The organism is Arthrobacter terrae (genome assembly GCF_015708085.1).
In the GTDB taxonomy this organism is placed as follows: domain Bacteria; phylum Actinomycetota; class Actinomycetes; order Actinomycetales; family Micrococcaceae; genus Arthrobacter_M; species Arthrobacter_M terrae.
Window position 1 is genome coordinate 46,023 of record NZ_JADNYM010000028.1, and the last position, 21,242, is coordinate 67,264.

The 21,242-nt window shown below is 64.5% G+C and carries 14 protein-coding genes; 4 read left to right on the forward strand and 10 right to left on the reverse strand.

Features of this window, described 5'->3' with window-relative positions:
• Positions 1-61: 61 nt before the first annotated feature.
• Positions 62-727, forward strand: a complete 666-nt coding sequence (locus tag IV500_RS18360; protein WP_230855157.1) for an SAF domain-containing protein — start codon at positions 62-64, stop codon at positions 725-727.
• Here the strand turns inward: IV500_RS18360 and IV500_RS18365 are convergent.
• The 4 genes from IV500_RS18365 to IV500_RS18380 all read right to left on the reverse strand — a co-directional run bounded on the left by IV500_RS18365 (position 696) and on the right by IV500_RS18380 (position 8,479).
• Positions 696-5,162 (reverse strand): AAA family ATPase, encoded by a 4,467-nt coding sequence (locus IV500_RS18365; RefSeq protein WP_196398269.1) that lies wholly within the window; start codon positions 5,160-5,162, stop codon positions 696-698. The two genes, IV500_RS18360 and IV500_RS18365, sit on opposite strands and share 32 nt — an antisense overlap.
• Before the next feature lie 213 nt (positions 5,163-5,375).
• Positions 5,376-6,965 (reverse strand): glutamine-hydrolyzing GMP synthase, encoded by a 1,590-nt coding sequence (gene guaA, locus IV500_RS18370; RefSeq protein WP_196398270.1) that lies wholly within the window; start codon positions 6,963-6,965, stop codon positions 5,376-5,378.
• 138 nt (positions 6,966-7,103) lie between these two features.
• Positions 7,104-7,580 carry a DUF3817 domain-containing protein gene (locus IV500_RS18375; RefSeq protein ID WP_196398271.1) on the reverse strand — a complete coding sequence of 159 codons (477 nt, stop codon included), beginning with the start codon at positions 7,578-7,580 and terminating at the stop codon, positions 7,104-7,106.
• Entirely contained in the window at positions 7,577-8,479 is a 903-nt protein-coding gene (locus tag IV500_RS18380) for an SURF1 family protein (RefSeq protein WP_196398272.1), read from the reverse strand. Before IV500_RS18380 ends, IV500_RS18375 begins: the two co-directional genes overlap by 4 nt.
• Positions 8,480-8,831: 352 nt before the next feature.
• On the opposite strand from IV500_RS18380, the gene IV500_RS18385 reads away from it, so the two are divergent.
• Positions 8,832-10,547: an ABC transporter transmembrane domain-containing protein gene (locus IV500_RS18385; protein WP_196398273.1), complete on the forward strand. Its 1,716-nt coding sequence runs from the start codon at positions 8,832-8,834 to the stop codon at positions 10,545-10,547.
• 235 nt (positions 10,548-10,782) lie between these two features.
• Positions 10,783-12,456, forward strand: coding sequence for an ABC transporter ATP-binding protein (locus IV500_RS18390; RefSeq protein ID WP_196398283.1), 1,674 nt, complete (start codon positions 10,783-10,785; stop codon positions 12,454-12,456).
• Positions 12,457-12,544: 88 nt separating this feature from the next.
• On the opposite strand, the gene IV500_RS18395 is transcribed toward IV500_RS18390, so the two are convergent.
• The 6 genes from IV500_RS18395 to IV500_RS18420 all read right to left on the reverse strand — a co-directional run bounded on the left by IV500_RS18395 (position 12,545) and on the right by IV500_RS18420 (position 20,023).
• The gene (locus tag IV500_RS18395) at positions 12,545-13,036 is read right to left on the reverse strand and encodes a PTS sugar transporter subunit IIA (protein WP_196398274.1); all 492 of its coding nucleotides are present in this window, start codon (positions 13,034-13,036) and stop codon (positions 12,545-12,547) included.
• A 44-nt stretch (positions 13,037-13,080) separates the two neighbouring features.
• Positions 13,081-14,820: a glycerol-3-phosphate dehydrogenase/oxidase gene (locus IV500_RS18400; RefSeq protein WP_196398275.1), complete on the reverse strand. Its 1,740-nt coding sequence runs from the start codon at positions 14,818-14,820 to the stop codon at positions 13,081-13,083.
• A gap of 115 nt (positions 14,821-14,935) precedes the next feature.
• Positions 14,936-16,060, reverse strand: coding sequence for a GuaB3 family IMP dehydrogenase-related protein (locus tag IV500_RS18405; RefSeq protein ID WP_196398276.1), 1,125 nt, complete (start codon positions 16,058-16,060; stop codon positions 14,936-14,938).
• A 108-nt stretch (positions 16,061-16,168) separates the two neighbouring features.
• Positions 16,169-17,683, reverse strand: coding sequence for an IMP dehydrogenase (gene guaB / locus IV500_RS18410; RefSeq protein WP_196398277.1), 1,515 nt, complete (start codon positions 17,681-17,683; stop codon positions 16,169-16,171).
• 88 nt (positions 17,684-17,771) lie between these two features.
• Positions 17,772-19,850, reverse strand: a complete 2,079-nt coding sequence (locus tag IV500_RS18415) for an acyltransferase family protein (RefSeq protein ID WP_196398278.1) — start codon at positions 19,848-19,850, stop codon at positions 17,772-17,774.
• The gene (locus IV500_RS18420; RefSeq protein ID WP_196398279.1) at positions 19,850-20,023 is read right to left on the reverse strand and encodes a hypothetical protein; all 174 of its coding nucleotides are present in this window, start codon (positions 20,021-20,023) and stop codon (positions 19,850-19,852) included. The genes IV500_RS18415 and IV500_RS18420 overlap by 1 nt, the downstream gene beginning before the upstream one ends.
• 195 nt (positions 20,024-20,218) lie before the next feature.
• On the opposite strand from IV500_RS18420, the gene IV500_RS18425 reads away from it, so the two are divergent.
• The coding region (locus tag IV500_RS18425; RefSeq protein WP_312875985.1) for a DUF389 domain-containing protein at positions 20,219-21,242 on the forward strand (1,024 nt) is incomplete at its 3' end.

The following is a 21,242-nucleotide window of genomic DNA, read 5'->3' on the forward strand; positions in this document are numbered from 1 at the left end:
GTATCCCGGAAGTTACCCGGGCGCTGCCTCCCGACCCTCATGGCTCCATCGAATAATGCGAATGGTTCGGCGGCGACGGCGCTTCATTGCTGCGCTGCTTCTCTGCGCAGCAACGGCGGTGGCTGTCGGGCAGCTGACACCCGCTCCTGAGGACACCACGGTGATTGTCGTAGCAGCCAGGGATCTGGCCAGCGGGACGATGCTCGGCGCAACAGATGTGGCCCTGCAGCGGCTACCGCAGGACGCGGTGCCGGCAGCCGCATTGCGCACGCAGGATTCCGTAGCGGGTCGGCAGCTCGCCGGACCGCTGCGACAGGGGCAGGTTCTTACGGATGCTGCGCTTTTGGGGTCGGGATTGCTGGTGGGGACGCCTATCGGCAGCCAGGCGGTGCCCATTCGCCTTGCCGATGCAGCCACGGTCGCCCTGATTCACCCTGGACAGCTGGTCAACGTAGTCCTGAGCACCAGCACAGGTTTGGACGACGTGGCGGACAACCAGATGCTGGCCGAAGCGGTCCCGGTTCTTTGGAAGCCACCCGACGTCGGCCTGAGCCAAGATCTGCTTCCCGGCAAAGAGGCTGGGGGACTAGTAGTCGTTGCGGCCACCGGCAATCAGGCTCTCAAACTGGCCGGAGCCTCGGCCCGCGGCAAGGTCTTCCTGGTCCTGGTTACCTCAGCCGAACAGCCCAGTGCCGCTACCCCCAGTGGGGAGGGCGCTGTTCCTTGAGCCAGTCGTCGTGCCCCTCTTCTGTCTTATCTCCCCAGGCACGTGGGTCGTCCTTGGCGGCGACAGTGGGCAGCAACGGTTCCGCTTCCTTTGATGGTGCTGGTTCTGCCGCTTCAGCGCGTGCCTGCGGTTCCGTCGCGGAGTCGTTGTCCTTTTCGGACGCTGATCCCGGCGCGAAGCCGTTGTCCTTCTCGGACGCTGATCCCATCTGCGTTCCCATCTGCGTTCCCGCCTGCCTTCCCATCTGCGTTCCTAATTCCAGGCCCACAACGTCCGTGTTCTGGCCCGATCCCGCGGCGACAACCGGCTCCGCTTCATCATTGCTTTCCGGCGTATCGGCGGATCGGCCGGCTGACGGCCCAATCACACCGGTCGAAAGAGTTCCGGCCGACGCACTTCCGGCCGCTAAACTGCCGGCCGATGCACTGCCGGTCGACGCAGTGCCGGTCGACGCAGTGCCATCGGACTTCTGCGGCACCTCCAGCTCCGCCGATTCTGCATCCGAAGATACTCTTTCCGGTGACCCGGTCATTGCCTCTTGTCCCTGGGCCGGCGATCCCTGTTTACCGGACTCCCCGGCGCCGAAACCGTCCTCGTCCGGTATGGCGACCCTCGCCGATGGCCTGGCCGCCGGAGCAGGCCCCAACAGGGACGAGAGCTCGCCCTCGTTCAGCGTCGGGGAAAGGCCCAGATACCCGCCAATGAGATCCGCGCACAGTGACGGGTCGGTGAAGACCTCAATCGTCCACAGTGGCATGTAGCGCCATCCGAGCCGCTCCAGCAATTGCGGACGCAGCCGGCTGCGCTCTCTGACGCTCATCCCCTGGTACTTTGCCGTTCCATCGGATTCCACTGCCACCGGGGTCGGGATTTCGTCGTCCTGCTTGCCGAGGTTCTGCAGTGGGTCCGATGCTGCAACCATGTCCACGACGCCGTCGTAGTGATGCCAAACCCGGGCTCCCCGGGCACGCAGGCGCTCCGCCAGATCGGCCACCAGCGCGTCTTCGCCCAGCGCCTGCTCACTGGCAGCGGCCCGTGAGGCGGTCGTTCCCAGTCGGGAATTACCCGCCAACTCGCGGTCCAGCAGCTCGTAGAAGTCGCGTGCCCCGTGGCTCAGCCGAGCCTCGTCCAGATCCTCAGGCCGGAAACAGGTGATGATCTGCAGATGCTCCCTGGCACGGGTCATGGCAAGCGCAAACTTAGCGCGCCCGTCGGAAGCCGACAGCGGGCCGAAGTTGTGCAGCGCCCGCCCATGCGGAGTCCGTCCGTACCCGAGGGAGAAGATCACATGGTCGCGGACCAGCCCCGCTGCCCTGTTGACCGTGACTACCCGGAAGGATTCCGCGCTGGAGGCGAAGAACTCGGACAGCAGCGGGTGGTTCGGCATTTGCATCCGAATGGCCTGGGCCACCCGGACTGCGTGCCGTTCGCTCGCCGTCACGACGGCGAGCGATGAGAGGGGACGGACGCGGGCATGTTCAAAGACCAGATCCACAACCCGGTTTACCTCGGCCACCACGGATTCAACGCCGTCAATACCGGTACCGGGCAGGCCCGTGCCGTCGGGCAGATAGTCAACCACCAGTGATCTGTCCAGCCCTGTCACGGTGCGACCGTCCGGCATTCTTTCCAGCTGGCCATCGTAGAAGTCTTTGCTCAGCTGGAGGACCAGCTCCTCATCCACTGCGCGATACGAAACGCCCAGGCGGCGTCCCGGGAGAACATTAGCCAGGGCGCCGAAGATGCTTTCGGGCCGTTGGGAGTCTTCCTCACCGGGTGCGACTTTTTCGACCGCAACGGAGAATGCCCGCGGAGCCGCTGTCTGCTCGTCACCGAATGCGATCACCTGCCGGGCACGCGCAATGGACGGCAGTGCCGCCTGCAGCGAGGTGGATTCGGCGTCCAGGATGATGACGGCGTCAAAGCGCTGCCCTGCCGGAACCACAGAGGGAAGCATTAAGGGACTCGTTGCCCACACCGGCAGCAGGTTGGCCAGTAGGTCCGGCGCCTGAGCCGCGAGAGCATCAAGGGTCACGCGCCCGTCCTTGAGCAGGTTACGCAGCAGCTCGCCCTGACGGTTACGGCCGGAGACGGTGGAGTTCCATTTCTGGGCCAGCCGCCACCGCAGCCTCGAGCTGCCGCTGACGACGTGTGCCTGGTCGGCTAAACGAAATTCGGCCTCCACGCGGCGCAGATTGTCGCCGTCGGACATGGCAAGATAGTCATCGCCGCTAATCATGGCCTCGAGCGCCGACTGCCACCACGCCAGTTCCAGCTCGGTGCGTGTCCCGGCCGGTGCCACCTCGCGGTCCGCCAGATCGTCCAGCAGCTCCCCGAGTCCGTGTCCGCGCATGCTCTCCAGCAGCAGGGTGCGCTCCGGCAGGGTCTGCAGCGTTTCCTTATCATCGACCAAAGCCTGCAGGCGGGCGATCAGTTCATCAAAGCCGGTGCTTTCCAGCCCGCCGCCGGCGGCTGTCCGCTCCACGGCCAGGCCCAGCTGTTGCAGAGCACCGCCAAGCTCGGTGTGCGCGGCGCGAAGATCTGCAAGCCCGGAAGGGACGGCGGGATGGCGCTCCGTGGTGGCGTAATTCCCCCACACGGCCCGTTGTTCCTGCACCAGTACCAGCGAGGTATGCAGATCCGAGATGTGCACACCGGGGCGGATATATTCCTTTGCCACCCGCCGGAGACGCGAACGCTGCATCGCTGCCATTTCCACATTCCGCTCGCGGCGCCAACCGGAACTGGCGGTAGCGGAGATGAGGTCAGTGACGGGGCGGTCAAAGATATCCGGGGTGAATTTATCCAGACTCTCCCGCACGGCCACCAGCAACTCCAGCTGTTCGCCCCACTCAATAAAGGTGTGGCCCTGGCGGATCTGGGAGAACTCGGTCATCTCACTGATCTTGCGGGCAAATTCGGGCAGCTGAGCCAGCAGGCCGCTGGCCAGGGCATGGGCCTCTTCGGTTTCCTTGCGGGTCACCAGCCGCGCGCCGTGCCAGGCACTGCTGGTGGCCGATTTGCTGAAGCTGCCCAGTTCGGCTGCGCGGCGCAGCCGGCCGGCCAGTTCGTCACGGTCTGCGATGCTGTCCAGGACGCTGCGCTTGAGCCGGACAGTGGTGGACGGCGCTGGATGGATCGACGTCAGCTCGGCCAGAGACTGCATCGCCTGATACGGGGAACAACCCCAGCGTTGACGGACGTCGTGCAGCGAGGCTACGTGGTCCATCAGCTGGTGCCGGTGCTCGGTAAGCGTCCGGTGCAGATTAGTCAGCTTCGGCTCCGCGGCTTTTTCATTGCGCACAATCGCACGGACCAGCGCAGATTTGAGTTGTTGCGGACCGGTCTGAGCGCTGAGCTGCAGCAACAGTTCAGCCAGGCCCAGATCTGAGAAACGCTGCGCCAGTTCGTTCAGCGTAGTACGGCGCTCACCGATCACCAGCACGGTCTTGCCATCGAAAGCCAGAGCAGCTATGGCGTTGATGGCGGTCTGCGTCTGGCCGGTCCCCGGCGGGGCTGAGACGACCAGCGAGTCCCCCGCGCGGATCATGTCGAGCACCTGTTGCTGGCCGGTATCCGCGTCGAGCACCAGCAGTTCCTCGTGCGGTTCGCGTGCGTCCAGAGGCGGGAATCGATCCGATTCGCCCGGGCCTTCCGCCTCATGGAGGGCTGAGCGGACCGCCCCAGCGCCGTCATCGTGGCCGGCGGAGCTCAGCGCTTCGATAAACGGGTTCCCCGATAGCAGCGCGGCGTCGTGCAGGTTCTCGGCGAGGTCGGCGAAGGTGGAGACCAGCAGGTGATGCTCGACGACGGCGCCCTTAATCGGCTGCACCAGCGCACGCAGGCGTTCCAAGACGGGAGCCGGATTGAACCGTGCCGTGCTGTAGGCCAGTCTGGCTAAGGACAGCGGCTCCAACTCAATGCCGTGGACCTGGCGCAGGCTGCGCACCAGAGCAGGGTTCAGCCGGGCTTGTTCCGTGAGCTGCAGTTCATAGTCGTCCTGGCCCGGCCGTGCGGTCAGGACAATGGCGGTCAGCAGGACGGGGGCGCAGACGTGGTGCGGTTCCGCTGCACTGGTGTTACTCCCGGCGCCATCGATGCGTGTGGCGTTGGTCCAGCTTGCCGTTCCCGCCGCCAGATATCCCACGTCGATGCCCCGGTCTGAGCCGAGCTCAAAGATTTTCGCCCGCAGCGTACCGGCTATGCGGACGGCCACGGCGTACTGACTGGCGTCACGGATCAGGGTGGAAAGCCTGGTGCGTCGCCCCGCCAGCAGCTGCGCCAGACCGGAAGGGTGGGCATGCGTCAGATCAATGCAGCCCTCGGGAGCCTTGGTAAAGCCCAGCAGTGTGTCGGGGCCGGAGTAGGACCCCAGCCCGGCAAGCCAAGTCCGGAGCTCAGTGGAGCTCTCGCCATGGCTGACTTTTTCGGACACTAGTGTCTTCTTCTCTCTATTGGATCTCACGGGGCTGGATCTCACAGGATTGGATCTCGCGGGGCTGGATCCATCGGTGCTTGATCTTTCGGTGTTCGATCTATCGGTGTTCGATCTATCGGCGTTAGAGCGTGACGATCTGGACCATACGGGCATCTTTTGAGGCTATCCCTTGTTGTGCGGAAATTACGGCAACGGCACACTGATCCGGCGCTATTCCCACTCGATGGTTCCCGGCGGCTTGCTGGTGACGTCGAGCACGACCCTGTTGACGCCGTCGACCTCGTTGGTGATCCGGTTGGAGATCCGGGCCAGCAGGTCGTACGGGAGTCTGGACCAGTCTGCCGTCATCGCATCTTCACTGGAGACGGGTCGGAGGACAATGGGATGCCCGTAGGTTCGGCCGTCGCCCTGGACCCCGACGCTGCGGACGTCCGCCAGCAGTACCACGGGCATCTGCCACACTTCGTTGTCCAGACCTGCCGAAGTCAGCTCGGCGCGCGCGATGGCATCGGCCTTACGCAACAGAGCCAGCCGCTCGCGGGTCACCTCGCCGACAATGCGGATTCCCAGACCGGGGCCCGGGAAGGGCTGGCGTCCCACGATCTCGCCGGGCAGGCCCAGCTGGGCGCCCACGGCGCGGACCTCATCCTTGAACAGCGCACGCAACGGTTCCACGAGCTCAAACTGCAGGTCCTCGGGGAGACCACCGACGTTGTGATGACTCTTAATGTTGGCTGCTCCCTCGCCTCCCCCGGATTCGACGACGTCCGGATAAAGGGTTCCCTGCACCAGGAACTTGATCGCTTCGCCGTCGGAGCCCGCCTCGCTGATCAGTGCCCGTTCGGCTTCTTCAAACGCGCGGATGAATTCGCGGCCAATGATCTTGCGCTTGGTTTCCGGGTCGGATACGCCGGCCAGCGCATCCAGGAAACGGTCGGTTTCTTTCGCAACATAGAGTTTGACGCCGGTTGCAGCGACAAAATCGCGCTCTACCTGCTCGGCTTCACCCTCGCGCAGCAGACCGTGATCAACGAAGACGCACCTCAGCTGGTCTCCGACGGCGCGGTGGACCAGCGCTGCTGCGACGGCCGAATCCACCCCACCGGACAAGCCGCAAATCACTCTGGCTCCGCCGATCTGGTCGCGGATCCGCTGGACCTGCTCCTCGACAATGTTCCCGGTGGTCCAGTTGGGCTGCAGCTTGGCGCCGTCGAACAGGAAATTTTCCAGCACCTGCTGACCGAAGTCCGAATGCTTGACTTCCGGGTGCCATTGCACGCCGAAGAGTGATTTTGCTTCGTTTGCGAAGGCCGCCACGGGCGCACTGGCCGTGCTGGCCAGGACCTCGAAGCCTTCTGGGGCCTGCTGGACGCTGTCGCCATGGCTCATCCAGGCGTTCTGGTGGTTCGGAGTTCCGGCTAAAATGGACCGTCCGTCCCCCACCGTCGTAATATCCGTTGCGCCGTATTCCCGCAGTCCGGTCTGTGCCACGGTCCCGCCCAGCGCAGCTGCCATAGCCTGGAACCCGTAGCAGATCCCCAACACCGGAACGCCTGTTTCGAAGAGATCCGCACCAACGGAGGGAGCGCCGTCGGCATAGACGCTGGACGGACCGCCGGAAAGGATGATGGCCACCGGATTCTTCGCGAGCAGCTGCTCGGTGCTCAGGGTATGCGGCACCACTTCCGAATAGACGTTGGCCTCGCGGACGCGGCGGGCAATCAGCTGGGCATACTGGGCGCCGTAGTCGACGACGAGGACGGGCTGCTGCGAAGTCTGGGCGATAGCGGGGGTAGTCACCCATCAATCTTAACCCAAGGCAGCCCAACCCCGCCCGTGCCTGAGCGCCGGGACAATTTCCGGCCCACCGCGGTCCCCGTCAGGACCACGCGCGCCATCGACCCCAGGAAGCCCGCAGCGGCCCAAGCGCCGGTTCGGTCAGTACCGTTTGGAAGCGGTGGGGAAGGCGGCCAGTTCGGCCTCGACCTGTTTATGGATCCGGATCTCCAGGAAGAAGGACAGGAACGGGATGACACCGCCCAAGGCGATCAGGATGAACTTGCGGAACGGCCAGCGCATCAGGGACCAGAGCCGGAAGTCCGCAATGAGGTAGACCACGTACATCCAGCCATGCACAATCAGCACGGCAGTAGAGATATTAAAGCCGCCGATCACGCTGAATCCGTTTTCCTGCACCGCGGCGAAGCCGAGGCCATGGCTGGCTCCTGTCGCCGCATCCGTTCCGCCGGCCATGAGCACGGAGTGGAAGCCGTAGCGCACCACGAGTTCGATGGTCAGCAGGAGCAGCATCGAACCCGTCAGGTAGGCCAGCGTCTTATACAGCCCGAGGGCGGACCGGATCTGCGCGGCGGTCCCGCCGAACCGTCGTTTGGGTGCCTTGGATGGAGCGCTCATTGATGTACCTCACTGGATTGTTGGACGGAAGTTCCGCCCTCGTTTCGGGTCCCGTCGTCGTCGCCGGTATGGTCTCCGCCGTCGCCGCCGTAATCGTCGCCGCCGTCGTCGTAATCGTCATCGTCCTCGGGATCCATAGTCCGACGGTAGGCATCCGAGACCAGCCGCCACCACAGGAACACCGCAAAACCGGCAAAAACCACCCACTCGACCGCGTAGAAAATATTGAGCCAATTGATCGGCGAGACATCCGGCTGGGCAGTCACCGTGATGGCCTTGAGATCACCGGCCACCGCATGTGCCCCGACGTCCTGACCGGCGGCAAGCTCGCTGTTGGAAATGATGAAGCCCGGGTAGCTGCTGACCTGCCAGAGGTTGATCAGCTGCGCCGTGGACAGGGCAGCCACCTGCCCGGCGGGAACGTTGGCCTTGGGGTTGGGCGCCTCGGAAGGGATGAGCCGGCCGGCCAAAGTGATCGGGCCCGACGGCGGCGCCTTGGCTTCTGCGGTATCGCTCAGCCAGCCTCGGGCCACCGGAATGATGGTTTCCGCCGTCGCACCGGCACCCTTGAGGACCGGGGCGCCGTCGACGATAAAGGCGGTCACAACCCAGTAACCGTTGGCCCCACTCTGCAGCCGGTTTTGCACCAGCACCTGCCGCGACGCATCAAAGTGACCTTGCGCGGTAACCAGCTGATCTGCGGCATCGGCGTGCATCGGCACGCCCGGGTCCAGCACGGAGAGCAGAGGTTTGGTGCTTTCGAGCACGACCGGCGGAGCGTCCGTCCGCTCGGTGGAGCGGGAAAACTGCCACTGGCTAAGCAGAACAAAAACCCCGGATACGGCGAGCGCCAGGATGAGCGCGGCGATCCAGCGGGGTTTCAGGGCGGTTTTCAACACCCCTTAAAGGTACTTCTTCCGCCTGTAGAAGTCCCAATGCCCGGCCCTCGTGCGCACCGGGTCGCCAAGGAACCGGCGCGGCCTGAAACCGGTCACATCTGCGCAGCGTTGGCAGATAAGTCCGCGCAGGGGTGCCCATGCGCACTGACGGCTCCCGACGCTGCGCAGGTTTGACCGGTCCGCGGCACCGGACGGAGGATACCGGCCCAAAGGCGCCACCATGAGGACACGAACCGGACACCGGTCGGATGTGTACCGCGGACTGTCGGCAAAAAGTGCGCAAGATCACGATTTGATTACGAATTTCATTGTTCCGCGGCGCGGCGTACAACCCGGCTTAGGCTGAATCTTTGTGCGTACATTCCCTTACCCCGTGGCGACCGGCCCGGATGTGCGCTCTCCACTTCGTTATCTGTGGTGGCTGGCCCGCCAGCAATGGGCCTCGCTGACGGCCGGAATGGTCTTCGGCTCGGTCTGGATGCTCAGCCAGGCGCTGGTTCCCCTGGTTTTAGGCAAGGCCCTGGACCAGGGAATTCTCGGTGGGGATTTCGCTGCGCTGCTGGCCTGGACGGGAGTGCTGCTGCTGCTGGCCGTGATCCAGTCCGTCTTCGCCGTGCTTCGGCACCGTATCTCCGTCAGTAATTGGCTGCAGGCGGCGTTTCGGTCCATCCAGCTGGTCGGCCACAAGATCACCTACAGCGGGGATGCCCTGCCGCGGAAATTCTCCACCGGAGAGGTAGTATCCACGGCCGCCTCGGACGCCACCCGGATCGGGCAGATTTATGACACCTTCGCCAGGCTCACCGGTTCGGTTTTGTCCTACATTGTTGTCACAGTCCTCGTGGCGCAGATTTCCTTGACCCTGGGGATCACCGTTCTGGTGGGCGTGCCGGCATGCTGCGCCATGCTGCTGTTCATCATCCGCCCGCTGCAGAGCCGGCAGAGGGCGCAGCGTGAGGAATCCGGCAAGATGACCGCCGTGGGCGCGGACACCGTGGCCGGACTGCGCGTGCTGCGCGGGATCGGCGGGGAGCACATCTTCGTGGGCCGCTACAAGAAACGGTCGCAGGCAACCCGGCAGACCGGCAACGATGTAGCCCGCTCACTCGCCACGCTGGAAGCCACCCAGCTGCTGGTCACCGGTGGTTTTGCGGTGCTCTTCACGTGGTTGGGTGCCTCGCTGGCAGTCACGGGCCAGATCTCGCCCGGGCAGCTGGTCTCACTTTATGGTTTCGCCGTTTTCCTGGTGACGCCGGTCCGCTCCGTGGCCCAGGCCGTCTCCTCCGCCATCCGCGCCGTGGTGGGCGCACGGAAGATCATCAATGTCCTGGGCACCGACTCCGCGGTGCGGACGCCGACGGATCCGGAGCCCGCCCCGCAAGCGGCCGCTTCCTTATACGACACCGCGTCATCGGTGGAGATTGCTCCTGGCCTGCTGACCGCCGTCGTCTCCGGGAATCCTGCCGATTCGGCGGCCCTGGCCGAGCGGTTGGGCCGCTTCGATGATGACACTCTCAGCACGACGCCGGTGCTGTGGGGCCAGAGCGCGCTGCACCGCGTTCCGTTGGAACAGGTGCGCCGGCGGATCGTCTTCAGCGAGGCGGATCCGCAATTATTTACCGGCACCTTACGCGAGGGGTTGGATCCGCAGCACAAGCACGACGACGCCGATGTGCTGGCCGCGCTGGATGCCGCCAGTGCGCTGGACATCCTGGAAGGTGTGGAGGAAGGGCTGGACCACCAGGTCACCGAACGAGGTCGGTCCTTTTCCGGGGGCCAGCGCCAGCGTCTGGCGCTGGCCCGTGCCCTTTTGACCGAGGCTCAGACGTTGCTGCTGGTGGAGCCCACCAGCGCTGTGGACGCCCATACCGAGGCGCGGATCGCAGTCCGGCTGGCAGCAGCGCGTGGCCAGGGACGCACCACCGTCGTGGTGACGGCCAGCCCGCTGATGCTCGGCGCCATGGACCATGTGGTGTTCCTGCGGGACCAAACAATGGCGGCCGCCGGCACGCACCGCGAACTGCTGGAAAACTCCGACTACAGGGACGTGGTGATCCGCGGTGAGTGACACCGAGGCCGAACAACTTAATATCTCCACCTCCCCGGACTCTCCCGGCGCAACGGCCGAAATCAGCACCAAATCCGGTCGGAAGACCCGCGCGCGCTCCCGCGGCCGCTCCGGAGCGGGCACCGGAGCCCGAACTGGATCCCGGACCGGAGCGGGCACTGAGGCGCTGCAGAACGGTCAGCTCCCGGTTTCCGATTCCCCCCAGGTCCGGGCCGAAACACGGCGCCTGCTTTCAATGCACCGCACCGCGCTGATCAAGGTGGTGGCCCTGTTCGTGCTGGCTGCCATCGCTGGCCTGGCGGGCCCGGTTTTGCTGAAACTGATTGTCGACGGCGTAGCCGCGGGGACCACAGTTGGCTACGTCAGCATGCTCGCCCTGGTGATGGCCGGCTTTGTGGTGCTGCAGGCGGTCCTGCAGCGCCTGGCGATGGCAGCGTCCATGATCGCCGGCGAAAAGGTCTTTGCGCAGCTGCGCGAGGAGTTCATGGACCAGGTCACGGCCCTGCCGCTGTCCACGGTGGAAAAGGCCGGCACCGGCGACTTGGTCTCGCGCACCACTAATGACGTGGAGGCGGTCTCCTTCGCGGTCCGCTTTGCGGTTCCGCAGATCCTGGTTTCCGCCATCACCGTGCTCCTCACTGTGGCAGCCGCCGCCGTAGTCTCCCCTGTCACGGCGATCGCGCTGCTGGCCGGCGCTCCGCTGATGATTCCGGTAACGCGCTGGTACCTGAAACGATCGGCCGCCGGGTATCTGACGGAGCGGGAAAGCTATTCCGTGGTCAATGGCGCTATTACGGAAACCATTGAGGGCGCCCGTACGGTGGATGCACTGAGCCTGGGTCCCCTGCGCCGGCGGTCCATTGATAATGCGCTGCTGGGCAGTTTCCGGGCGGAGCGCTATACACTCTCGCTGCGCAGTGTCTTGTTTCCGGCCACCGAATTCGCCTTCTACCTGCCCGTGGCGGTGGTCCTGCTGTGGGGCGGCTGGCTGGCTGCTCAAGGGAACGTGACCCCGGGCGTCGTTGCCGCCGTCGCCCTGTACGCTCTCCAGCTCATCGACCCCGTCAACACCCTGATCATGTGGCTCGACGAACTCCAGGTCGGCGCCTCCTCCCTGGCGCGCATCACCGGAATCCGTAACGTTCCCGCAGACCGTACGGCGTCCGGCGTGCTTCCGAAGGGTCAGGATATCCACGTTCAGGCCGCCCGCTACGCCTACCGGCCGGGGCACGATGTGCTCCATGGCGTGGACCTGCACCTGGTACGCGGTGAGCGCCTCGCCGTGGTGGGGCCCTCGGGGGCTGGAAAGTCAACGCTTGGCCGGTTGATTGCCGGCATTCATCCACCCACTGGCGGCTCGGTGCAGGTGGGCGGTGTTCCGCTGGTCGATCTGCCCCTGGACGAACTGCGACGCCAGGTGGCCCTGGTCACTCAAGAGCACCACGTCTTTGTCGGCAGCGTGGCAGACAATGTGCGCCTGGGCAAGGCGGACGCCGACGGCGCCGAAATTGAACAGGCGTTGGACGACGTCGGCGCGCTGGGCTGGGCGCGCGCCCTGCCGGAGGGGCTGGAGACGGAGGTCGGATCCGGGGCATATGCGCTGACGCCTGCCCAGGCGCAGGAGCTGGCCCTGGCCCGGTTGATCCTGGCCGATCCACACACGTTGGTGCTGGACGAGGCCACCTCGCTGATCGACCCGCAGGCGGCCCGGGACCTGGAGCGCTCGCTCAGCGCGGTTCTTAAAGGCCGCACAGTAGTGGCAATTGCGCACCGTCTGCATACCGCCCATGACGCGGACCGGGTTGCCGTCGTGGAGGGCGGCAGGATCATAGAACTAGGACCGCATGAGCAGCTGCTCGCGCTCGGTGGATCCTACGCGTCACTGTGGCATTCCTGGCACACGCAATAGGGGCGGTCCGAGGGTGCGGCGGTCCGGAGCGTTCCGTGGCCGGAGCGACCCGGGGCCGGAGCGACCCGGGGCCGCGGATGGTCAGTGGTCAGTGGTCGAAGAACACCAGGGTCGAATTGATCAGTTCGGCGATGACCTCCGCGTCATGGGCCCGGCGCAGCGACTCGCGGAAGTTCTCCTTGAACAGCGAGCGCGCCAGCGTGGCCAGCACCTCGAGATGCTCGGAAAAGGAACTGGCCGGTGTGGCGATCAGCAACACCACGGTGGCGGGACCGTCCATTGCTCCGAAGTCAAGACTGTAACCATGCCGGGTGACCCCCACGGCTATCGACGTCCTGGTCACAAATTCGCTGCGCGCATGCGGCATGCCGATCCCGCCCGGCAGACCGGTGGCCATCTGGTGCTCGCGTGCATTGACCTGCGCCAGAAAACCGGCCAGATCGCTGATCCGTCCAGCCTGAAAGAGCCGTTCCGCCAGCTGCGCCGCAGCGTCCTTCTTGGAAACAGCCTCCATTTCCAGGATGACCAGCTCCGGTGTCGTCAGTAATGCGTCATAGCGTTCCAGCGGGCCCTCTGTCATATCTGCCTTTCGGGCGTGCGTGCACGGTGTTCGCGTGCACTACGTTACAGATCCCGCGCCCCGCTCTCCACACTCAGCCGGGCCGCATCCGCTGACGCATCGTCGGGCTGCTGCTGGCTTAGACGCTCAGCTTCCACGCGCGCCACGTAGTTTTCGATTTCGCTCTCCTGCTGCTCACCGCTCCAGCCCAGGATCCCGCTCATCAGCTTCGCCACGACGGGGGCCGCCGCCACGCCCCGATCCCAGGATTCGATGGAGATCCGCGTCCGTCGGGTCAGGACATCCGTCACGTGCAAAGCCCCCTCGTGCGTGGCCGCGTACACCACCTCAGCCCGAAGATAATCGTCGGCACCCGGAAGCGCCTGGCCCAGCTCTGCGTCGTCGGCGATCAGTTTCAGGACGTCGGCTGCCATCGAGCCGTAGCGATTGAGCAGATGCTCCACCCGCGCCACATGCACGCCCGTCTCCTCCGCTGTGCGGTTCCGCCGGTTCCACGCCGCCTTGAAACCCTCCGCGCCGAGCAATGGAATGGTGGCCGTGACACTGGCCGGGACCTTCTCATCCAGCGTTCGGGTGGCTTCATCCACCGCATCCTTGGCCATCACCCGGTAGGTGGTCCATTTACCGCCAGCTACCACCACCATGCCGGGTACCGGGTGCGAGACCACATGCTCACGGGAAAGTTTCGCGGTGGAATCACTCTCCCCGGCCAGCAATGGGCGCAGCCCGGCGTACACGCCCTCCACATCCTCCCGGGTGAGGGGCCGTTTGAGCACCTTGTTGACGTGTTCGAGCAGATAATCAATGTCTTGGGCGGAGGCAGCCGGATGAGCCTTGTCCAGCTGCCAGTCGGTGTCCGTGGTGCCAATAATCCAATGCCGCCCCCAGGGGATCACGAAGAGCACGGATTTCTCGGTCTGCAGGATCAGCCCCACGGTGGATTGGAACCGGTCCCGCGGCACCACCAGATGGATGCCCTTGGACGCGCGGACCTTCAGCTGCCCGCGGTCGGTCACCATCCCCTGGGTATCATCCGTCCAGACGCCGGTGGCGTTCACGACCTGCTTGGCACGGATATCGAACTCGCTGCCGTCCAGATTATTGCGGACCTTCGCCCCCACCACGCGCTCGCCCTCGCGCAGGAAGTCCACCACGCTGACCTGGTTGACTGCGTGCGCTCCATAGCTCGCAGCGGTCCGGACCATATTCGCCACATAGCGTGCGTCGTCCACCTGTCCGTCGTAGTAGCGGATGGAGCCGATCATTGCATCGTCTTTAAGACTGGGAGCAGCGCGCAAGGTAGCCTTCTTGCTCAAATGCTTATGCATCGGCACGCCACGGCTGTTACCGGATGTCAGGCCCAGCGTGTCGTAGAGCAGGATGCCCGCGCCAACAAAGGGACGCTCAATAAACCGTTTGGTCAGCGGATACAGGAAGGGAACCGGCCGGGTTAGGTGCGGGGCAATGCGCTGCAGCAACAGCCCGCGCTCTTTGAGCGCCTCGGTGACCAGCGCGAATTCCAGCATTGGCAGGTACCGCAGACCGCCGTGAATCAGCTTGGAGGAGCGCGACGACGTTCCCGCGGCCCAGTCGTTGGCTTCCACAATGCCGACCTTCAAACCCCGGGTCACCGCATCGAGTGCGGAACCAACGCCGACGACGCCGCCGCCGACCACCAGAATGTCCAGTTCAGCGCCGGGATCGGAGGTTGCCTTCAGCGCTGCCAGCGCGGCTTCGCGTGCCTTGGGGCCAAGCTCACCGGTGGGACGTGCTGGAACAGACATGCGGACCTCCTGAAGACGCAAGAAAACTCGTGCTTTCACCCTACGTCCTGGAGCTCCGGAAAGGCAGTGTCCAAAAAAGGCAGCGCACGTGAACTTATCGGTCAGGCTCCTTGGGTCAGGGCGAGACCACGACCTCGACGCGCTGGAATTCCTTCAGGTCGGAATACCCGGTAGTGGCCATCGAACGGCGTAGCGCCCCGATCAGGTTCGAGGTGCCGTTGGCCTGGTGCGCCGGCCCGAACAGCACCTCGTTCAACGGCCCCACGCTGTCCAACCGAACCCTGTCCCCGCGCGGCAGTTCCGGGTGGTGTGCCTCGGCGCCCCAATGCCAGCCCTGCCCCGGCGCCTCGTCCGCACGGGCCAATGCCGCGCCGAGCATGACGGCGTCCGCGCCCATCGCAATCGCCTTGACGATGTCGCCGCTCGAGCCCATGCCGCCGTCGGCAATGACATGCACATACCGGCCGCCGGACTCATCCATATAGTCCCTACGCGCACTGGCGACGTCGGAGATGGCGCTGGCCATTGGAGCCCTGATGCCCAGGGCGCGGCGGGTGGTGGTGGACGCGCCGCCGCCGAACCCCACCAGGACGCCGGCCGCGCCGGTTCGCATCAGGTGCAGTGCGGGAGTGTAGCCGGCCGCACCGCCCACAATAACGGGGACATCAAGCTCGTAAATAAATTGCTTGAGGTTCAGTGGCGCCGCCGTCTTGGAGACGTGCTCGGCGGAGACAGTGGTTCCCCGGATGACAAAAATATCCACCCCTGCGGCCACCACGGTCTCATAGAATTCCTGCGTGCGCTGCGGCGTCAGCGCCCCGGCCACGGTCACTCCTGCCGCCCGGATCTCGGCCAAGCGGGAGGTGATCAGTTCGGGCCGGACCGGTGCAAGGTAGAGTTCCTGCAGGCGCCGGGTTGCCGCCGGATTCGTGGCGGTGGATTCCAACGCCGCAATTTCGTCCAGAACCGGCTGCGGATCTTCATATCGTGTCCACAGTCCCTCCAGGTCAAGGACGCCCAGGCCGCCCAGGCGTCCCAGGGCAATGGCTGTGGCGGGCGACATTACCGAATCCATCGGTGCGCCGATGACCGGAGTTTCAAACTGGTAGGCGTCAATCTGCCATTTCACCGAGACATCTTTCGGGTCCCTCGTCCGTCGGGACGGAATTATCGCGATGTCATCCAGGGAGTAGGCGCTGCGCCCACGCTTGCCGCGGCCAATCTCAATCTCGTAAGTCACTGCTCAAGGTTAGCGCAGGTGCGCATGCTGTTCCCGCACCAGGTAGAGACATCGGCCCACGGCCGCCCGGGCCCCGGACCGAGGAACGAGGTGTGGGAGCGGCTGGGACTATTTCGAGCCGTAGTTGGGCGCTTCCACCGTCATCTGGATGTCGTGCGGGTGGGATTCCTTCAGCCCGGCGGCGGTAATGCGGACAAATTTTCCCTTCGCCTTCAGCTCCGGCACGGTGCGCGCTCCGGTGTAGAACATGGTCTGGCGCAGCCCGCCAACCAACTGGTAGGCCACCGAAGACAACGGTCCGCGATAGGCTACCCGGCCCTCGATGCCTTCCGGAATGAGCTTGTCGTCCCCCGACACATCGGCCTGAAAGTAGCGGTCTTTGGAATACGACGCGCTCTTGCCGCGGGTCTGCATTGCCCCCAGCGAGCCCATGCCCCGATAGGTCTTGAACTGTTTCCCATTGACGAAAATCAGCTCACCCGGAGCCTCCTCGGTGCCTGCCAGGAGCGAACCGAGCATCACCGTATCCGCACCCGCTACCAGCGCCTTGCCGATATCGCCCGAATACTGCAGGCCGCCGTCGGCAATCAGGGGCACACCGGCAGGAATGGCTGCCTTGGCCGATTCGTAGATGGCCGTGATCTGCGGAACGCCGACTCCGGCCACCACCCGGGTGGTGCAGATTGAGCCCGGGCCCACACCGACTTTAATGCCGTCCGCGCCCGCATCGATGAGCGCCTGCGCGCCTTCGCGGGTTGCAGCCTGGCCGCCGATGATGTCCACGTGCGCCGCGGCGGGCTCGGCCTTCAGCCGTGCGATCATCTCCAGCACGCCCTGGCTGTGCCCGTTGGCCGTGTCCACGAACAAGGCGTCCACGCCGGCGTCGACCAGCTTCATGGCACGCTCCCAGCCGTCGCCGAAGAAGCCAATCGCGGCGCCGACGCGCAACCGGCCTTCGTCGTCTTTGGTGGCCAGCGGGTACTGCTCGGCCTTCGTGAAGTCCTTGACCGTGATCAACCCGCGCAACCGGCCGCCGTCGTCCACCAGCGGCAGCTTTTCGATCTTGTTCCTGGCCAATAGACCGGAGGCATCCGCGCGGCTGATTCCGACTTTGCCGGTGATCAGGGGCATCTTCGTCATGACCTCGTGGACCAGGCGGTGCGCGTATTCGGTCTCCGGGATGAAGACCGTGTCCCGGTTGGTGACGATGCCCAGCAGCTTGCCGTCGTCGTCGACGACGGGCAGACCCGAGACGCTGTAGTGCCGGCACAGATCGTCCAGTTGCTGCAGCGAGGCCTGCGGGCCAATGGTCACGGGATTGGTGATCATCCCCGACTCGCTGCGTTTCACCCGGTCCACCTGCTCGGCCTGGTCATCAATCGAAAGGTTCCGGTGCACCACACCCAGGCCGCCCTGGCGCGCCATCGCCACGGCCATCCGGGACTCCGTGACCGTGTCCATGGCCGCGGAGAGCAGCGGCGTGTTGACAGTAATGCGCCGGGACACACGTGAACCGGTGTCCGCGTCGGAGGGAATCACATCCGTATGGCCGGGCAGCAGCAGCACGTCATCGTAAGTGAGACCGATGAAGGCAAAGGGATCATGGATTTCGGGCTGGGTCATGAGGGCTCCTCAGCGGTCGCGCAATGTGGGGGTCTATCCATCGTAAAACGAAAGCCGGCGCAGCCCTATTCCTGCACCGGTCAGCGGCCTACCCCCAGCCGGTCACAGCGAGCAGCCGTTGCTCAAATATGGGCGCCATGGATTGCGTGTATGTCTTGGTCAGGTGGTTGTCATCCTTGTAGACATACACGTTCCCCACCACGGCCGGGCATACGCCGTCGGCACAGATGTAATCGCTCATATCCATCAGGAACAGCCCCGGCAGCTTTCCCTGCAGGTCATCCAGCGGGGAAGTAGCGGCCAGGCTTTCGGACAGCGGCGGGTTGCATGCCGGGGCGGTAGCCCCTTTCTGGGCCGCGCAGTCGGCCATATTGATAGTGAACCGCGGATTGTCCCTGATGCCCACCACCTGGATACCGGCGTCCGTGAAACCCCGGATCCCGTCCAGATACCCGGGAACCTCCATCTCATAGGGACTGTTCTGCAACGTCAGGGATGCGACGGTGAAGACGGCATCCGGATGTAGCGCCAGCACATATTCGCGGTCCTGGGCATTGAATTCGTTGCAGTCCGCTGCGCGGGTGGACGAGTCAGCCCCGTACCGGCAGCCGTCCTTAATCATCATGACAATCTGCCAGTTGTGCGCCGCGGCCAACGCGTCCCAGTCCGGCAGCCACTGCTGGGAGTGCGAGTCACCGAGCACCACGATGGTTTTGGCCGGTGTTCCCTCCGGTGTTCCCGCCGGTTTGTTCGCGTGGCAGATCTGCGCCAGCAGCGCCGATGCCGGGGCCAACCGGCCGGTGCAGTCGCCGTCAATGGTGGCGAATTCATTCTTCAATTGCGCCGGCGCCGGGATGGCCTTGGCGCTCGGCGACGGCGTGCCGGCAAATCCCGGTTCCAGTGCCGCCGCTCCCGGATTGTCCGTAGCGGGCTGCGCCGCCACCGCCGCGTCGTAGGCATCGATGTGGTTCTGCCACAACGCCGCCGGAGCTGCCAACAGTGCGCCACAAGCCACCAGAACGACGGCGGCGCGCCAGACGTGATGCTCCGGCCACTCCCAGCGGCGCAGCGGCGTTTCCACAAATTTCGTGGTCAGGAACGCCAAGGCGATGGACGCCGCGACGATGGCCAGGCCCTGCCACAGATTAACGGCCGACCGGTCGATTGCCACCAGCACAATAACCAGCAGCGGCCAGTGCCACAGGTACAGCGCATAGGAAACATTGCCCATGGCGACCAGTGGCTTGGCCGAGAGGATCCGGTCCACGCCCAACCTGCTGCCGGTCTGCCCGGCGATAATGATGAATGCCGCGGATAGTGTCGGCCAGAGCGCAATGTAGCCGGGGAACTGCTGGTCAACGGTAAGAATGAGGCCGCAGCTGATCATCGCCGCGATCCCGATCCAGCCCATCAGCACCCGGACGGCGCGGGGGAACTTCAGATACGGCAGTGCCAGTGCCAGCAGCGAGCCGAGCGCAAATTCCCAGAGCCGGGCCCGGGTGTCGAAGTAGGTGTACGCCTGGTTTTCAGCCGTATGCCGGACGGAGAAGGCCAGCGAGAAGGCGAAGACAATCGAGAAGATCACGGCCAGCGCAGACCGGTACGTCAGCCGGCTTCGGCGCTGCGGCAGCCGGTTCTGCACGGCGGACGTGCGCCCAATGCCTCTGATGACCTGCAGCAGCAAGGCGGTGGCGGCGAAGATCAGCGGCCACAGGATAAAGACCTGCCCCTGGATGGACAATGACCAGAAATGCTGCAGCGGGCTGGCACCCGAATGGTCAATGGCGTAATAGTCCACCGCGTTATCAGCCAGCACCCAGTTCTGGAAGTACAGCAGTGAGGACCATGCCTGCTGCAGTATGTCCGGCCAGCGCCGCGGCGGCAGGAAGGCCCAGGTGCCGATCAGCACCGCAATCAGAACGACGACGGCGGCAGGCAGCAGCCGCTTGAAAAGGTGCAGCCAGTGCCGGATCAGCCGCAGCGGCTCTCCGCGCTCCACCTTGCGGGTGAATTGCAGCGTCATCAGGAAGGCGGAAATGAGCAGGAAGACATCCACGCCGCCGGAGACCCGGCCCAGCCAGATGTGGTAAGTCACCACCATCAGCACGGCCAGGGCGCGCAGGCCTTGTACCTCGGGGCGGAAGCCCTTCTTTTGTTGTGTCGACATTACTTTCCGTCCTCCCAGCCGGTGAACGCGAAGAATGCGCGCGGCACCACCGGTGTGAGCGTCTTGAGGTAGGTTCGGGTGAGGTGCTTGCCGTCCCTGCAGACCAGCACATTGCCGATCAGACCAGGCAGCTGTCCCCGGGGCAGGAATAGCCCTAAGGTTCTTGGCCGCACAGTCCGGTCCGGACCCGAGCGGAGCCTGGTCGAAGCGGGGCGTGTCCCGGCCCCGGGGGCCCGTCGTGACCAAAACATCGGATTTATTACCCTTGTCACGCTTGCTGATCGCCTAAGGGTTACCAAAAGTCCTTACTATGTTACCGGAATGTAACCCCTTAATTCACTTCACTACGAACAGCACAGGGAGCACACGTGACACTGCTGATCCGGGCCGTCGTTCCGGCCGGCTTGACTACGGGGGTAGTGAATGCGGCGCAGAGTTTCGCCGGCACCGCCGGTGTTGTTGTCTTTGACCATGCATCCGTACTCCCGCCCGGTGACGTGGTAGAGATCCTGTGCGTGCGTGAATCTGTCGATGAGCTCCTGGACAGCCTCGAGGGGATGGGCATTGTTAAGGTTGGTTCCGTTAGCGTCAGCGAACCGGGCCTGGTGCTTTCCGAGCGGGTAGACGAGGCCGAACAAGCCGCGCCTGGTGAAGGCGCCGATGCGATTATCTGGGACGAAGTGGAAGCCCACACGGGCGAGGATTCCAAATTGAGTTGGAGCTTTCTGGCCTTCCTGGTGATTGCTCTGCAGTTGGCCGGTATTGGCATTGTGACCAATTCCACGATCGCCATTGTCGGTGCCATGGTCGTTGGACCGGAGTTCGGCCCGCTGGCGGGAATTGCCCTCGGGCTGGTGAACCGCCGCTGGGCGCTGGCGAAGAGTTCGGCGCTGGCCCTGGGCGTTGGTTTCCCGGTCGCGATGGCCGTCACGGCGGGCGCGGCCTGGCTGTCGGTTCCGCTGGGCTTAGTCGATCAAAGCTTCCTGCAGCACGGCAGCCCCGCCACGGAGTTCATTTACCACCCGGGGCCGTACTCGTTGATCGTAGCGATGCTCGCAGGAGCTGCGGGAATGCTGTCCCTGATCGGGCGTAAATCCGCTGTCCTGGTGGGCGTCTTCATTTCGGTGACCACTGTCCCGGCCGCCGGCTATGTCGCCGTCGCCCTGGTGTTGGGGGAACCGGCCCAGGCGGCCGGTTCGGCGCTGCAGCTGGTATTGAATCTGACCGGCATCATCATTGCCGCCGTCGCCGTGTTGGTCTTCTACTGGTGTGTCTCCAAAATAAGTAATGAGTGTGGGTTTAAGCTGGGTTTATGTCGAGACCAGCTGCTGCGTTGTTGTTGTCCGAGGCTGAGCGTTCTGTGTTGGAGGCTTTATCGAAGTCCCAGGTTGC